At 64.5% G+C, this 15,362-nt stretch carries 8 protein-coding genes and 1 pseudogene; 8 read left to right on the top strand and 1 reads right to left on the bottom strand.

Features of this window, described 5'->3' with window-relative positions:
• Position 1: 1 nt before the first annotated feature.
• Positions 2-2,328 (bottom strand): annotated as a pseudogene (gene tssI / locus EJ073_RS30745) (type VI secretion system tip protein TssI/VgrG).
• 257 nt (positions 2,329-2,585) lie between these two features.
• On the opposite strand from tssI, the gene tagH reads away from it, so the two are divergent.
• The 8 genes from tagH to EJ073_RS30710 all read left to right on the top strand — a co-directional run bounded on the left by tagH (position 2,586) and on the right by EJ073_RS30710 (position 15,325).
• Positions 2,586-3,656: a type VI secretion system-associated FHA domain protein TagH gene (tagH, locus tag EJ073_RS30740; RefSeq protein WP_126058932.1), complete on the top strand. Its 1,071-nt coding sequence runs from the start codon at positions 2,586-2,588 to the stop codon at positions 3,654-3,656.
• 287 nt (positions 3,657-3,943) lie between these two features.
• Positions 3,944-5,449, top strand: coding sequence for a type VI secretion system protein TssL, long form (tssL, locus tag EJ073_RS30735; RefSeq protein ID WP_126058931.1), 1,506 nt, complete (start codon positions 3,944-3,946; stop codon positions 5,447-5,449).
• Positions 5,450-5,471: 22 nt separating this feature from the next.
• On the top strand, positions 5,472-9,002 hold the full coding sequence (tssM, locus tag EJ073_RS30730) for a type VI secretion system membrane subunit TssM (protein ID WP_126058930.1): 3,531 nt from the start codon (positions 5,472-5,474) through the stop codon (positions 9,000-9,002).
• Between the two features lie 159 nt (positions 9,003-9,161).
• Positions 9,162-9,944, top strand: coding sequence for a protein phosphatase 2C domain-containing protein (locus EJ073_RS30725; RefSeq protein ID WP_126058929.1), 783 nt, complete (start codon positions 9,162-9,164; stop codon positions 9,942-9,944).
• On the top strand, positions 9,941-11,521 hold the full coding sequence (locus EJ073_RS33045; RefSeq protein ID WP_348627228.1) for a protein kinase: 1,581 nt from the start codon (positions 9,941-9,943) through the stop codon (positions 11,519-11,521). The genes EJ073_RS30725 and EJ073_RS33045 overlap by 4 nt, the downstream gene beginning before the upstream one ends.
• A gap of 38 nt (positions 11,522-11,559) precedes the next feature.
• On the top strand, positions 11,560-12,390 hold the full coding sequence (locus EJ073_RS33040; RefSeq protein ID WP_348627227.1) for a hypothetical protein: 831 nt from the start codon (positions 11,560-11,562) through the stop codon (positions 12,388-12,390).
• Positions 12,391-12,401: 11 nt separating this feature from the next.
• A complete protein-coding gene (locus EJ073_RS30715; protein ID WP_245455435.1) occupies positions 12,402-12,908 on the top strand; it encodes a DUF1036 domain-containing protein in 507 nt (168 codons plus the stop codon).
• On the top strand, positions 12,905-15,325 hold the full coding sequence (locus tag EJ073_RS30710) for a M23 family metallopeptidase (protein WP_126058928.1): 2,421 nt from the start codon (positions 12,905-12,907) through the stop codon (positions 15,323-15,325). Before EJ073_RS30715 ends, EJ073_RS30710 begins: the two co-directional genes overlap by 4 nt.
• The last annotated feature ends 37 nt before the right edge of the window (positions 15,326-15,362 follow it).

Below are 15,362 nucleotides of genomic sequence, written 5' to 3'. Positions count from 1 at the left end.
CTCAGTTCAGGTTGATCTTGCTGCCCTTCATGGTGATGTTCTTTGAGGCCTTGACCTCGATTTCACCGGACCCGATGACGGTTATGTCTTTGCCCTCGATGGTGATCGTCCCATCCTTCTTCATGCCGATCGCAGCTGATCCGCACTTGATGACGATCGCGTCGCCGGCCTCGATCGACAACGTCTTGCCAACCTTGATCCCGCCATCCTCACCAATGTCCACCAAACTCTTCTTGGCAATCTTGAGCGCACTATTGCCGCCAACCTCGGTAAGATCGTCCTTGGCAATCTTGGCGGAGCGGTCAGCGCCGATGTCGGTGCCTTGATTCTTTGCGATCTTAAAGTTCTGGTCGGCACCGACCTGGACGGCTTGCTCCGCCGCGATGTTCCAGCTGTCTCCCGCTCCGATGTCATGGCTCTGCGCCGCGCCCACGCTCACCGACCGCGACGCGCCGATCGTGTTCGACTGCACCGCACCGACGCTTCGTGTCTCGGAGGCCCCACCGTATCGACACGCGCCGCGCCAACCGTGATCGTCTGCACGATGCCCACCGTCTGCGAATGGTTGGCGTCGATATTCTCCGTCGAGTTCGAAACGACGTGGATCGTCTCATTCGCCATCACCGTCAGCGATCGGTCCTTGCCCACCGTCTCGGTGTCGTTGCTGCCGATGTTCGTAGTCTGGTCGACGCCGACCTTGACCGTCTTGTTGTTGCCGACGTCCTCGTCGAGGTTGTGGCCGACGGAGTGCTTGGCGTCGTGGTCAATGCGATCGGACTGGTCGTGCTGGACCAGCTTCGTGCGATCGTGCTTGATCAGAAGGTTGTGATCCTTCTGCGCCTGGAAATTGACCAGCTCGGAACCGGCCTTGTCCTCGAACATCAACTCGTTGTAGCCGCCGCCGCCCTTGGACGAGTTCGATTTCCAGCCTGATTGCGTCGCATTGCCCGGCAGCCCATAGGGCGGCATCTGCGAGGCGTTGTAGACCCGGCCGGTGATGATCGGCAGGTCCGGGTCGCCGTCGAGAAAATCGACGATGACCTCCTGGCCGATGCGCGGGATCTGGATGAAGCCCCAGCCGCTGCCGGCCCAGGTCTGCGAGACTCGCACGAAACACGAGCTGTTTTCGTTCTTCTTGCCCAGGCGGTCCCAGTGGAACTGCACCTTCACCCTTGCATATTTGTCGGTGAATATCTCCTCGCCCGAAGGGCCGACCACCGTCGCTGTCTGCGGGCCGCGCATGATCGGCCGCGGCGTGATCCGCGGCGGACGGTAATGCAAGGAAGTGGGCGCGACGCCGAGCACGATCTTGAAGTTCTCGGCGTGGATCTCGCTCTGGGTTCTGTAGCCTGGATCGAACAACCTGTATTCGGCGCTGATCACCAGATATTCCTGGTTCTGGTCGTCGCGCGGAAAACTCTCCAGATTGAACGTGCAACCGGAATGGAGGCCGCGCACGGTTCCGGCAGCCGCGCTGCGCTGGTGCAAGGCCTGGAGTTCTTCGCGCCGGATCCCGGCAAGACTGTCGCCCCGCCCCACATCCAGATGCGCTCCGCGATGCCGGTAGTTCTCGCCCGAGGCCTCCTTGTGGCTGAACGGCTGGGCGGACTTGGCCATGAGGTCGGCGCCAGGCTTCTCGAAATCATAGTCTGTGTGCGCATAGGCGCCGGGCCGCACCTCGCTGCCCGGGACCCATTCGGTGATGTATTCGACATCCCTCCGCGAGCCCTGTCCCTCGAAATTGTAAAGCACCTTATCGTAGCCCGGAGCCGCCTTCAGCTTGCTCATCGCATCGCACAGAATGAGCGTGTGCTTGCCCTCGTCGTATTCGAAGAAATAGAAGATGCCTTCGTGCTCCATCAGTCGCTGCACGAAATCAAGGTCGCTCTCGTCGTACTGCACACAGTACTCGCGCGAGGGATAGGACCCTTGCAGCCGCTTCTCGAATTTCGCCGTACCGTATTTTGAGAAGATCTTCTCGACGATTTCGACGGCGGTCATGTTCTGGAAGATGCGGCAATCGGTGGTGTTGCCGAGAAACCAGAGCCATGGCCTGATGACCGCTTCATAGTAGGCCAGCCGGTCCTCGATGCGGGTTAACCGGAACTCCGACACCAGGCCGCTGAACCAGCGCTTCGGATCGGATTCGCCTTCGACCGAAACGGCGCCGCCCAGCATCTTCAGCGGATCGACATTGTGGTTGGTGCTGACAAACCCCACCGTATGGGCGAAGCAGCGGCTGATCTCATCGCGCCCGACAAGATGGGTGAAGGTCAACAGCTCGGCGCCTAACGGCGTCTGCACAACCGTGGCACGTTCGTTCGGCATGGGTCGTGCCCCTCCAGGACGCGGCCGCCAGTGTGACGGATTTGAAGTTCCCCCTATGTTAACCGCATCACGTTCGGGGACTTCCCGGATTGCCACACCAGGCTTCGTTCAGCCTACCATATGTTTTCCTGCCAACCAAAAGGAACCAAGGGCGGGCAAACCTTGCTCCGGAGGCGGTTGTGAGAGGCTGCTGTCGTGTTGTCCTCGCAAGCTGCTAGAATGGCGAAGTATCGATCAGCGGTCGGCGGCACTTTCATATGTTCATCAGTCTGCAGATCAACAATGTCGAGGCCGCGCCCGCCGGTCTCCCGCTCGGTTACGGTTCGCGCGACCGCAGCTTTGAAATCGGACGCGAAAATTGCGACTGGACCCTGCCCGACCCTGACAAGTTCATTTCCGGCCGGCATTGCGAGGTCCGCTATGAGGCGGGCGCGTTCTGGCTTCACGATGTTTCGCGCAACGGCACCTTCATCAACGGGTCCAGCCAGCGCCTGGCCGCGCCGCATCGCCTCGGCCATGGCGACCGGCTGTTGATCGGCCGCTATGTCATCTTCGTGTCCATCGACGACGAGCGCGGCGTGACGGGTCACCCCCAACCGAGATCCGGTTCGACGCAACGGGAATTGCCGGCATCGACGGGCCGGCCCCAGGAATTCGGCAACGAGCCGTTCTTCAATTCGCGCGAGCAACGCCAGGCGCCGGCGTCGACGTCTTCCCTGCTGCAGGCAGCCGCGCCGCCTTCGGCCGCGCAGCGCCCCGTTGCGGACGAATTGCTCAGGGAAATCGCGCGGGCGGCCGGCATCTCGCCGGATCTGCTTCAATCGCGGGACCCACATGAGGTTGCCGCCGAGATCGGCGCGGTCCTGCGGACGACGGTAGAACAATTGGCCTTGCTGCTGAAGGCCCGCGCGGCCGCCAAGATCCTGGCCAAGAGCACGCACCGCACGATGATCAGCGCAGCGGACAACAATCCCCTCAAATTCGTGCCCGGAACCGACGACATCCTGGAAATCATGTTCGCGCGGCGCAGGGCCGGCTACCTGGACGCCAGGCACAGTGTCGAAGACGCCTTCCGCGATCTCAAGACCCACGAATTCGCCACCTATGCGGCCATGCAGGCGGCGCTCTCCCGGCTGCTTGACGACCTGTCTCCCGAGGCGATCGGCAGGAAGCTTCCGCCCACCTCGTTCAGTTCGAAGAAAAGCCAGGCCTGGGATGCTTTCGTTGCGACCTGGCGGACCATGGAGGAAGCCCACGAAAACGGCATGCTGGACATATTCCTGGCCTATTTCGCCGAAGCCTATGCCAAGGCCGACAAGCAAAAATAGCGTGTAAATTCCGGCGCCAGAGCCGGATCCCTACACCGCCGCCGTTAAGAATAATCCGGGCGGTTCCGCGCATATGGTTCCAATCGGACGCTTCTGAGATTACGATCACATACGACAGTTCGCCAGGCGGTTACGGCTGAATGACCCAGGGGTCTGCGGCAAATGTCATGTTACGGCGGGATCGCGTTCTGTAGCCTAGCTTCCATCGGACACTCCCCGCGTCAGCAGGGCACGCATTCTGGTCTTGCGCGCCGGCACGGCCGCCATGCGCGGACGGAAGGCCAGCAATGAGCTCGAAGGACGATCCCTTCGGCCCCGCCGGCAAGACCGTCATTCGCGCCAATCCACGACGCAGGCAAAAGCCGGCGCCGGCGCCGCCGGCATCCGCCGATGGCGGGCAGCCCCTGCCTGTGCGGGATTCGACGGTTTTCGATCCGCAGGGCGGACAGCACATGCCGCCGGGCTGGGTGTCCGGAACCGTGATCTATCAAGGGGCGACGTCCAATGCCGGCCCCTTGGAGACCGCGCCCTCGTCGGGGCCGCAGCAGGACGTCCTCCTCGACGCCACCGGCAGCATCACCTACCCCACGGCAAACCCGATCATCGCCGCCGCCGCGCCCTTGCTGATGCTGCTCGGCCAGCTCCGACTTATCCCGGTCGAAAGACGTGCCGAACCGCTGGCGTTGCACATCGCCGAGGCGATCGAAAGGTTCGATCGGGCGATGCAGAAGTCGGGCATTGCCGAAGAGGACGCACGGATCGCCAAGTTTGCGCTTTGCGAAACCGTTGACGATCTCGTCGGCAACCTGCCCTGGCCCGAGGGGGACGGCTGGGCAGGGCACGGCATGCTGTCGCGGTTCTTTCGCATCAAGTCCGCCGGCGCCGGCTTCTATGAGGCGCTGAACAAGCTGCTGGCCGAACCGGAAGCGCATTACGACCTGCTCGAACTGATGCATGCCTGCCTATCGCTGGGGTTTGAAGGTCAGTATCGCGGCCTCGCGCGCCAGGACAGCAACCTCGAACGTGTCCGACGCGACGTCTTCGACACGCTTCGCTACTTCAGGGCGCGGCCCGACGACGACATTTCACCCCGCTGGCAGGGATTGGCGGCGACAATGGCGCGACCGTCAGCGCGGCTGCCGCTCTGGGCCGTCGCGGCCGTCACCTCGGGTCTCCTGACGGCGGCCTTCTTTGCCTTGCGGGTCTTCATCACCAATGAGGGTGACGCCGTCGCCGGCGAGCTTGTGGCGCTCAATCCATCGACGCCGGTGACAATCGAGAGCGCCGACGTGGCTGCCTCGGCCGAGCCGGCAAAAGTCGCGCCTCCCCCAACCCCCGTCGCGCTCACCCAGATCAACCGCATCCGTGCGGCGCTAGCCGAGGATCTGGCGCGCGGCGGGCTGGCGGTGGGCACGCAAGGCAGCTTCATCGTGGTGGAAATAAACAACGCCCTGACGTTCGAACCCGGCAAGGCCGAGGTGAAGCCGGAGTTCCAGTCCGTCGCCGCAGACATCGCCACGGCTCTCGACGCCGAACCGGGGCCGATCAGGATCATCGGTCATACCGACAACGCAAAACCGCGCAAATCGAGCACGTTCAAGTCCAATTTCGACCTCTCGGTCGCCCGCGCCAAAGCCGTCGCGGCGATGATGGCACCCGGCGTCAAGGACCCATCGCGCATCACCACCGACGGCAAGGGCGAAGACGAGCCGATCGCCGACAATGCGTCCCCGGAAGGCCGTGCCACGAACCGCCGCGTCGATGTGATGATCCCCAAGGAGGAGACATTATGAGCGCGGCCCCTCGGAAGCGCCCATGACGCATTGGCTGCTGCGCATACTCAACGTCGTCGCCTTGGCCGGTTTCGCGGCAGCCGTCTGGTTTGCCGGACCACTGATCCGTTATGCCGATGCGCGCCCACTCGGGCCGGTCTGGTTGCGCGCCGCGATCGTCGGCGTGGTCGTGGCCGCGGCGGCGCTCTTCTACACGGTCCGGTTCTGGCAAAGGCGAACGGCGCATAAGGCGCTTGAAGCCGCGATCGTGCGCAACGACGCCGACAATGACGATTCGCAGGTGCTCGAGGCCCGCATGAGCGAGGCCATCGCGGCACTCAAACGCTCGAGCGGAAAGCGCAATTTCCTCTACGAGATCCCCTGGTACATCGTCATCGGCCCACCCGGCGCGGGCAAGACGACGGCGCTGGTCAACTCCGGTCTGAATTTTCCGCTTGCCGGTTCCGGCACCGCGCAGCCGGTGGCCGGCATTGGCGGCACGCGATCCTGCGACTGGTGGTTCACCGACGAGGCCGTGCTGATCGACACCGCCGGGCGCTACACGACACAGGATTCCGATCAGTCCCGCGACAAGAAGAATTGGCTCGCCTTCCTGTCGCTGCTCAAGAAATACCGCGCCAGGCAGCCGATTAACGGCGTCATCCTGGCAGTCAGCCTTGCCGACCTCATGAGCTTCGACGATCGGCAGCTTGACGCCCATGTCGCCGAGATACGAAGTCGCCTGCGCGAAACCTATGAAACGCTCAGGATCCAGTTTCCGGTCTACCTGCTGTTCACCAAAGCCGACCTCGTCTCCGGTTTCATGGATTATTTCGGCGGCTTCGACGAGGCGCGCAGGCGCAAGGTGTGGGGCGCGACCTTCCAGACCACCGACCGCAACAAGAACATGGCCGGTGAGGTTCCGGCCGAATTCGACGCTCTGGCCGGGCGCCTGGCGGACGAGATGGCCGACCGGCTCCAGGAAGAGCAGGATCCGGTCGCGCGCATATCCATCTTCGGCTTTCCGGCCCAGTTCGGCGCATTGCGCGGCCGGGTTACCGGTTTTGTCACCAGCCTGTTCGACATCTCCCGCAGCGAGGTAAACGTCAGCCTGCGCGGCCTCTATTTTTCCTCGGGCACCCAGGAAGGAACGCCGATCGACCAGGTGCTGGGCGCGATCGGGCGCAGTTTCGGCAGCAGTTCGCAGGCGCATCTGTCCGGCACCGGCAAGAGCTTTTTCCTCCACGATGTTCTGGCCGACGTCATTTTCGCCGAGGCCGGCTGGGTTTCATACGACAGGACAGCCGAAAGGCGCGCCGCGATCGCCAGATATGGCGGCATCGGCGCGATCGTCCTGGCCGCCGCGATCGCCCTGGGCGCGCTTGGGCTGAGCTTCACGGCCAACAGATCGCTGCTCGCCGCCACGACGCAGGCCATGAGCCAATACCGCCAGGCGGCGGAACCGCTGCTCAAAAGCACAGAGGTCGCCGACGTCGACCTCGAAAACGTGATTGGCCCGCTCGACCAGTTGCGCAACCTGCCGGCCGGATTCGAGACCGGCGACGCGCCGACGCCGATCGAGGAGACATTCGGCCTCAGCCAGCGCGAACGGCTTCTTTCAGCGGCCAGGACGGCCTACCGGCAAGCGCTGGAGCGAAGCTTCCGATCGCGCCTGCTGCTGCAGGCCGAGCGCACGATCCAGGCCAGGATGGCCGATCGGGCGATGCTCTATGAGCCGCTGAAGATCTATCTGATGCTGGGCGGCAAGGCGCCGAAGGTCGACGACGAGCTGATCGTCTCCTGGATGCGGCAGGACTGGGAACAGAACCGCTATCCCGGCGAAAACAACCGCGAAGGTCGGGCCCAGCTCGAAAAACATCTGCGCGCCATGCTGGCGCTGGACGACGCCTATGATCCGGTTTTCAAGCTCGACCAGCCACTTGTCGAAGCCGCCCAACGCTCACTCGGACGCATGAGCCTGGCCGACCGCGCCACGGCCCTGATCAAGTCGGCCCTCCATGCGGCAGCCCTGAGCGATTTTTCCGTTTCGCTCAAGGCCGGTCCGGAAGCGCCGCTGCTGTTCGAGCGTGTCGACGGCAGTGATCTATCGGGACTTCGCATTCCCGGCATCTACACCCATGCCGGCTTCAGCGATTTCTATCTCCAGCAGCTCTCACGCATCGCGCAGATGCTTGTCGACGACCGGTGGGTACTCGGCGGCGGCGGCGAGCAGGGTGGCATCGATCAGGAATTGCTCAAGCTCGGACCCGAGCTTCTCGATCGCTATGCCAAGGAGTTTGCCGCGGCGTGGAACGGCATTCTCGATCAGCTGCGGTTCAAGGCGATGCTGAAGGACAAGCCACAATATATCGCACTTTCCGCCGCAGCTTCGCCGAACTCGCCGATCGATCAGCTGTTCAGCGCGATTGCCGATGAGACCACCCTGACCCGGGAAAGCCAGTCCCTCGATGTCCAGGCAGGCACGGCCGAGCGGCCGGACGCCGCGGGCATCGCCAAGGGCCTGGCCCGCATCGGCATCCAGATGGCCGCCGGCAAGTCGCAGAGCCGCGCCGGCTCGGCGGGCTCGCAGGGCCCGGGCGCCAACGTCGAGGCGCAGTTCAGGTCATTCCAGGCCCTGGTGAGCGGTCCTGCCGGACGCCGCCCGATCGACGCGCTGACGCAGAACTTTCGCGACATCTACCAGAGTCTGAAGCTGGCGGCGGACGTTCCCTCGGAGACGGAGCGCGTCAACACGAACCTGCAGCTTCAGGTCTCGACCCTGCGCGCCAACGTCTCGCGCCTGCCCAAACCGCTTGCCCGGATGGTCAACGCGGCCGCTGACGAGTTCGAGGGCAATGTCGCCGAGACCTCGGTGGCGAATTTGAACCAGTTGCTCGACCAGACGGTGACGCGGCCCTGCGAGGAGATGGTCAATGGCCGCTATCCTTTCGCCAGCGGCAGCACGGAGGACATAGCTATGGCGGACTTCGCCAAGCTGTTCGCCCCCGGGGGATTGATGGACCGCTTTTTCGCGCAAAATCTCGCATCGCTGATCGACATGACCGGCCAGGACTGGAGCTGGAAACAGGACCAGCGCTTCGGTCGCGACCTCTCGAAAGCCACGTTGAAGACCTTCCAGTCGGCAGCGGAAATCCGCGCCGCCTTCTTTCCCTCGGGCGGCTCGGTGCCTTTGGTCAGCATCACCTTCACGCCCTTTTCGTTGCATGGCGATGCCGACAGCGCGATGCTGGACGTCGATGGCCAGACCGTTCAAAGCAGCCAGACGGGCAACGCGCCGGGCACGCTGAACTGGCCGAGCGGCGCGGCTTCCGGCTCCGCCAGCCTGAGCCTTGCGCCGGAAATGCCCGGCCGGGAATCCGCCATCAAGTTCGACGGCCCGTGGGCGCTGAAACGGCTCATGGACAAGGCCTCCGTCAGCGGAAGCGAAGGTAATCTGGAAGCCCGCTTCGTGATCGGCGGACGCGACGTGGCCTATACGATCCAGAGCAACTCCGAACCCAACCCGCTGTTCCTTCCAGCGCTTGCCGGGTTCAGTTGCCCGAAGGCATTCTGAGATGATTTTTTGGCTCTCCGCCACGTCGACGACAATCCCGGACGGTCGGCGTACCGACCGTGATTTAGATACTCTAATGTTCGCGCCTGTGGCAGAGTGGCGCGAGCGGCGGCCCGAGGGCGCGCCGCGAAGGACGCTTGCGAAGCGCTTGGTGGCAAATTGAACACTGTCGCCCTCCTTCCCTTTGAAAGCTTCGGCGTAAGCCACAAAGGCTGCGTGCGCGACCACAATGAAGACAACTATCTGGTCGAGCCGCGAACAGGCCTGTGGGTAGTGGCCGACGGCATGGGCGGGCATGATGCCGGCGAGGTGGCGTCGGCAAGCATCATCGACCACCTGGCGACGATCGGCATCGCAAGCTCCGCGCCGGACCTTCGAGCGCGCTTCGAGGACAGGCTGAGCCGGGCCAATGCCGAAATCCGCAGGATATCCGAAACCCGCGGCATAACCATCGGCTCCACCTTCGCGGCCCTGCTGGTGATGGACGGACGGTTTGCCTGCCTGTGGGCCGGCGACAGCCGCGTGTATCTTGTCCGCAATGCCTCGATCTCGCAGATCTCGAAAGACCACACCGAAGTCCAGGAGCTCCTCGACCGAGGCGTGATCAGCGCCGCCGAAGCGCTCACCTGGCCGCGCCGCAACGTCATCACCCACGCGGTCGGCGTCAGCGACGAGATCGTCATCGACTACCAGCAGGGCGAGACCATGCCGGGAGACGTTTTCGTGCTAAACACCGACGGGCTGACGGCACATGTCAGCGACGCCGAGATCGAGGGTGCGGTGTTGTCCGCCGCGCCTCAGGCGGCCTGCGAGAAGCTGCTGGAAACAGTGTTGGCGCGGGGCGGAACCGACAATGTGACCATAATACTGGTGAAGATCGGCGACCGCCGCAACGCCCAGGCGCCCCGTCCGCATCCGCCCACCGAGGGTCGGGACCGATGAGCGCCGACGACAAGACGCGCGTCTCGCCAGGCCTTGCCAACACCGGCGTGGGCACACAACTCAGCGGCATCTACGAGCTTGACGAGCGGATCGCGTCCGGCGGGATGGGCGAGGTCTATCGCGGCCACAACATCCAGACCGGCGACCACGTCGCAATCAAGATCGTCCTGCCGGAATTCGCCCGCGACCAGACGATCTTGTCCTTGTTCCGCAAGGAAGCGTCGATCCTCAATCACCTGTCGCATGACGCGGTCGTGCGCTACCACGTCTTCACCATCGATCCCGGCATCGGGCGACCCTACCTGGCCATGGAATTCGTCGACGGCCAGTCGCTGTTCGATGTCATGCGGCGTGGCGCCATGCCCGTGGAGGACGTGCGCAAGCTCTGCCATCGCCTCGCCTCCGGCCTGAGCGCCGTGCATCAGGCGGGAGCGATCCATCGCGACCTCTCCCCGGACAACATTATCCTGCCGGGGGGCCGGGTCGACCGCGCCAAGATCATCGATTTCGGCATTGCGCGTTCGGCCGCCGTCGGCGGAGAAACGCTGATCGGCGGCAGGTTCGCCGGAAAGTACAACTACGTTTCTCCCGAACAGCTGGGGCTTTACGGAGCCGAGGTCAGCGAGCAGTCCGACATCTACAGCATGGGATTGGTGCTGGCCGCCGCCTTGCGCGGCAAGCCGATCGACATGAGCGGCTCTCAGCTCGAAATCGTGGAAAAGCGCCGAACGGTTCCGGATCTTTCCGACATCGATGCCGATTTCAGGGAGATCATCGAGGCGATGCTGCAACCGGACCCGCGGCATCGGCCGATCAGCATGGCCGAGATCGCCAGGATGACCCGCGACGCCGACGAGGAGACGAGGCCGCCGGTATCCGCCATGCCGCGCGACCGCTCGGACCTGCATCGCACCGCCGCGCCCCCGGCTCCTGGGAGGCTGCAGGCCCAGACTTCGGCAACTCCGGACGGCCAACGCTTCGTCCCGCATCAGCGCCCCGCGCACCTTGCCGAACCGCGCCCTCGGACGGCAGCCACCCCTGCCCGCGCGGTCGTGCCCGATGCTTCCCGGAGAGATGCGAGGACCGGCTCCATCGCCATCGCCGCCGTGGCGGCGCTGGCTGTGGTGTCGGCAGCTGGTATCTATTTCAGCGGCATCCTGACGCCTGCCGCGCCGCCAGCCGGCAAGACGACGCTTTCTCCCTCGAAAACACCGGAGCCGACACCGGCTGAGAGCGCTGCCAGGGCGCCCGGCAACGAACCGGCAACGGAGCCGTCCCAAACACCACGCACAGAGGCAGGCCAGGCTCCGGCTGAAAAGCCAGTGCTGCCCGCCGCCGCGCCGGCCGAAAAACAGGCGGAAGCCGGGACCGGACAGAAGCCGGCGCCGGCGCGGCCGGCCGAACCCGTCCCGCCGGTCCAGGAGGGACCAAAGCCCCGACGGTCGAGGCGCAAGCGCCCGCCGAAAAGGCTCCGGCGGCGCCGCAGCCAAGCGACAGCCAGCAGACGGCGGCGCCACTCCCCAAAATCGCCCCTGCTTCGCCGCCGGAAGCGATCACTCCGGTCTCGCCGCCGGTAGAAAAGGCGCCGGCGCCGGTCAAGCCGGATGTCGCGGAGATGCCGAAGGCCCAGCAACCGGCCAACGAACCGGCCAAGCCGAAGGCGGCCGACAAGGCTCCCGACGGCGCGACCACTCCGCCGGAAGCGGCGACCACGACAAGCCCGCAGCCTGAGCCGCCCGCAGCCAAGCAGCCGAATGAGACCGTTGTCTTGAATGTGCCCAAGCCCCAGGTTCCGCCGGCGGCTCCCGCCAACGAGACCGCGCAGCGCGCTTCCTGGGTGAGCGACTTCAGCGGCGGTGACTGTTTCTACGCCACCATGACATCGGCAACCGACAACGCCGTCGCTATCGAGGGATTTGGCACTGCGGTCCAACCGTTCGAGCGCATGATGTCCGACTTCCAGGCGCGGTTCCAGGTCGAGCCGGATATCAGCGTGCGCCTCATTGAGCCCGCCCAATGCGAGGTCACCAATTTTCTGCATCTTCTCGGCCGCACCGGCGCCGACAAGCCGCGGCTCGTCCTCGATCGGACATTGGTGCCGAACGGCTCGCCGATCGGCGGAACGCTGGTGACGCGTGGCGGCCTGATTTCCAACGTACTCCTGATCGACCACAGAGGCATAGCCTTCAACCTCGATGACCGCATCGTCGCGCAACCTGACAGGGCGACCTTCAGCATCCCGATCGGGCTCGGCGCCGCCGACAAAGCCGCCGGCAAGGTGCTGCCGCAGATCATCCTGGTGATCACGGGCCCGCGGGATGTCAAGGCCGCCGTCTTCTCTGCACCAACCCCGGTTTCGGCGCTGCTGCCCAGGATCCTTGACGAGATCGAAGCCAACAGATCCGACTACTCCGCCACCGCCAAATATTTCCGGCTCGGCGGGTAGCATGGACGCCGATGGAAATCCGCCGCTCGCGTTCTTCCTTCCCGCCCGTCGTCCCGCCACGCAAGCTGCGTGATCGGGCCCGAACCCTGCTTGGCCTGATCGGCCGCGCCAGGCCTGCCGCGATCCCGTTCGCGGCACTGCTGACGATCCTGTCGATCGGCCACGCCCGCGCGGAGTTCACGGTCTGCAATCAGACCCTCGACGTCGTCAATCTTGCCGTCGGCCAGAAGGTCGACAATGCCGACCAGACCGACGGCTGGTGGACCATCGGCGCCAACCAGTGCGTGAACGTCATTCGCGAGGAGCTGACCAACCGCTACATCTACATCTATGCGACGGACGTGTTCGGCCATGCGATCCTGGGCGGCTCGACCGAAATGTGCATCGACCGGCGCCGCTTCTCGATCCGCGGCATTAACGAATGCTGGCAGCGCGGCCACATCGCCGCGCGGTTTGTCGAAGTCGATACGCTTGAACAGGTGCGCTGGACCTTCTTCCTGACCGGAAACAGCCCGTGACTCACAGCATCGACACGAGCTTCAGGCGGAAAAGGGAGGCGCGGCTGGCGCTGCGCAGGCGCAAGGTCTGGCGCCGCTTCGGCGTTGGCCTTGCGGCGATCGTCCTGGCTGCGGCCGCCATGGGTTTCTATCTTACCGCCGACTATTGGTCGTTCGGCGACGAGGACGAGGAACTGCAGGCTGTCGAGGGCACGGAGGATGTCCCGGCCGACGCGTCGGTCTATGTGCCCGCCATAATCGATCTCGCCGGGGACCCGATGTGGATCACCCTCGCCCCCGATGCCGACACCTCGGCGAAAGGCCATGCGGTCGCGCGGCCGGCGGAGCTCGACCAGGCCGGGATTTCGCCGCAACTCGAGATCCTGTCCGACGTGATGCTCAGCGCCAGCGAAAAGTTCATGACCACCATCCCCTCGACACAGGAGGATTTCGCCTTCTTCCAGGCGCAGCGGCAGACCCCTCCGAAGCCCCCGGCTTCCGCACCCGATCAGCAACCCGCCCCACCCGCGCCGGCTGCAACCGGCGACCAGCAAGGCGACCTGGACAACGAACTCCAGCAGGCGCCCGACGAGAGCGAAACGCCTGACGGTCCGGCGCCCAAGGCAGATGCCGACGATCCGGAGGCTGGCTGGGGTGAGACCGTCGATCAGGGCGAAGCCGCCCTTCCCGCCTTCAAGAAGACCGAGATCGAGAACAATACGACCGTCGCGACCGTCGCCAGCGAGTACCAGCGCTTCGAGGCGACCGAAGACACGTTCGTGAAAATCCTCAATGACCGCAGCCTGGACAGCGTCGTGCTTGACGCGCATTTCTCGGCCGACGATGCGAAACTCGCCGGCGAGGCGCTGAAGGCACTGTTCAAACGGGAAAGCCTGGAACCGGGCCATGTCGTGGCCATGCGTGGCTTCAGGCCGACGCGCGAAGCGACGACAGCGTCGCTCATGCAGGTTTCGATCTACGCCAGGAACGTCTATGTCGGGACACTGACGCGCAACGCCGAGGGAGCGTTCGTGTCGGGCGTCGACCCATGGGTCCGCGAGGATCTATTCAACTATTCAGGCGCATCCGACGAGGGCGGGCCCAAGCGCCAGTATCGTCTGCTCGACGCGATCTATTCGACGGCCGCACGCAACAAGGTTCCGACCAGCGTAATCGGCGAGGCGATCATGTATCTGTCGCGGGGGCAGGATCTCGACGCCTTCGCCAGTGAAGACCAGCGCCTGGTGCTGATCTATTCGCAAACGCCTCGCGGCCAAAGCGAGATCTCCGGACGGGTCCTCTATGTCGGCGTCCAGGGCACCGAGAAAAGCCTCGACTGTTTCGTTTTCCAGCAAAGCGACGGCCAGTTTGCGTGCGTCACCGGCAATGACGAGGTTCGTTCGCTGGCCGTGACCAACGGCATGGTCACCCCGGTGAGCGGGGTCATGACCTCGACCTTCGGCCCGCGCAAGCACCCGATCCTCGGCACGGTTCGGATCCATAAGGGCGTCGACTGGGCTGCTCCGATCGGTACACCAATCATGGCCGCCTTCGATGGCGAGATCACTTTTCAGGGCGATGGCGGCAGCTATGGCAATCTGGTGAAGATTTCACATCCCAACGGGCGCGAGACGCGCTACGCGCATATGCAGAAATTCGCGCTCGCGAGCGGCGTCGGCACCAAGGTGAAGGCCGGCGACGTCATTGGCTATATCGGCACCACCGGGCTTTCGACCGGCCCGCATCTGCATTTCGAGCTCTACCAGGCCGGCGTGGCGATCGATCCGCTGGGAACGGTCACCACGGTTGCCAGCTACGTTTCAGGCGGTTCTGGCGGGTCCGGCGATGCTGCCGTCGAGACGCTGACCGACCGCATCGTCCATGTCGAAAGCGGCGGCAGCGCGCGGGCCAAGAACCCGCTTTCCTCCGCGACCGGCGCCGGCCAGTTCATCACCAAGACCTGGATCCGGATGATGAACACCTACAGGCCAGATCTCGCCCGCTCGCTGTCGACCGCCGACCTGCTCGCGCTTCGCTACGACGCCACGCTGTCGCGCGAGATGGTGCGCAACCTGGCGCGCGAGGGCGAGGCCTATCTCCGCGCCCGCGGGCACCAGATCACCGCCGGGCGGCTCTATCTCTGTCATTTCCTCGGCATGGAAGGCGCGGCCCAGGTGCTGGCGGCGCCGGGCTCGACGCAACTGAGCGCGGTGCTCGGATCGGCCGTCATCCAGGCCAACCCGTTCCTAACCGGCAAGACGGCCAGCTACGTCATGGACTGGGCGGAACGGAAAATGGGCCAGAAGGTCGCCCGGGTCGCCACCGACGCGGGCCAGCAGACGACGACCACGACCGAGATCCGCCAGACGTCGCCGGAATTCGAAAAGTACAAGCAGGCCCTCACCGCCCTCATTAGCTCGGTTCAGAACACTCTTTGACCGCCCCTCGACCGGTGGGGTCGTTGGTGTTCCCCCT

The sequence above is a fragment of the Mesorhizobium sp. M4B.F.Ca.ET.058.02.1.1 genome (genome assembly GCF_003952505.1).
Classification (GTDB): Bacteria; Pseudomonadota; Alphaproteobacteria; order Rhizobiales; family Rhizobiaceae; genus Mesorhizobium.
The sequence above is the reverse complement of the archived record's forward strand: the minus strand, read 5'-3'. Positions and strand labels throughout refer to the sequence as shown.

Bases quoted from the DNA above. Each gene is read 5' to 3' on its own strand.
- tagH (WP_126058932.1), top strand. From the start codon at position 2,586: ATGTTCATCAGTCTGCAGATCAACAATGTCGAGGCCGCGCCCGCCGGT.
- tssL (WP_126058931.1), top strand. From the start codon at position 3,944: ATGAGCTCGAAGGACGATCCCTTCGGCCCCGCCGGCAAGACCGTCATT.
- tssM (WP_126058930.1), top strand. From the start codon at position 5,472: ATGACGCATTGGCTGCTGCGCATACTCAACGTCGTCGCCTTGGCCGGT.
- EJ073_RS33045 (WP_348627228.1), top strand. From the start codon at position 9,941: ATGAGCGCCGACGACAAGACGCGCGTCTCGCCAGGCCTTGCCAACACC.
- EJ073_RS33040 (WP_348627227.1), top strand. From the start codon at position 11,560: ATGCCGAAGGCCCAGCAACCGGCCAACGAACCGGCCAAGCCGAAGGCG.
- EJ073_RS30715 (WP_245455435.1), top strand. From the start codon at position 12,402: ATGGAAATCCGCCGCTCGCGTTCTTCCTTCCCGCCCGTCGTCCCGCCA.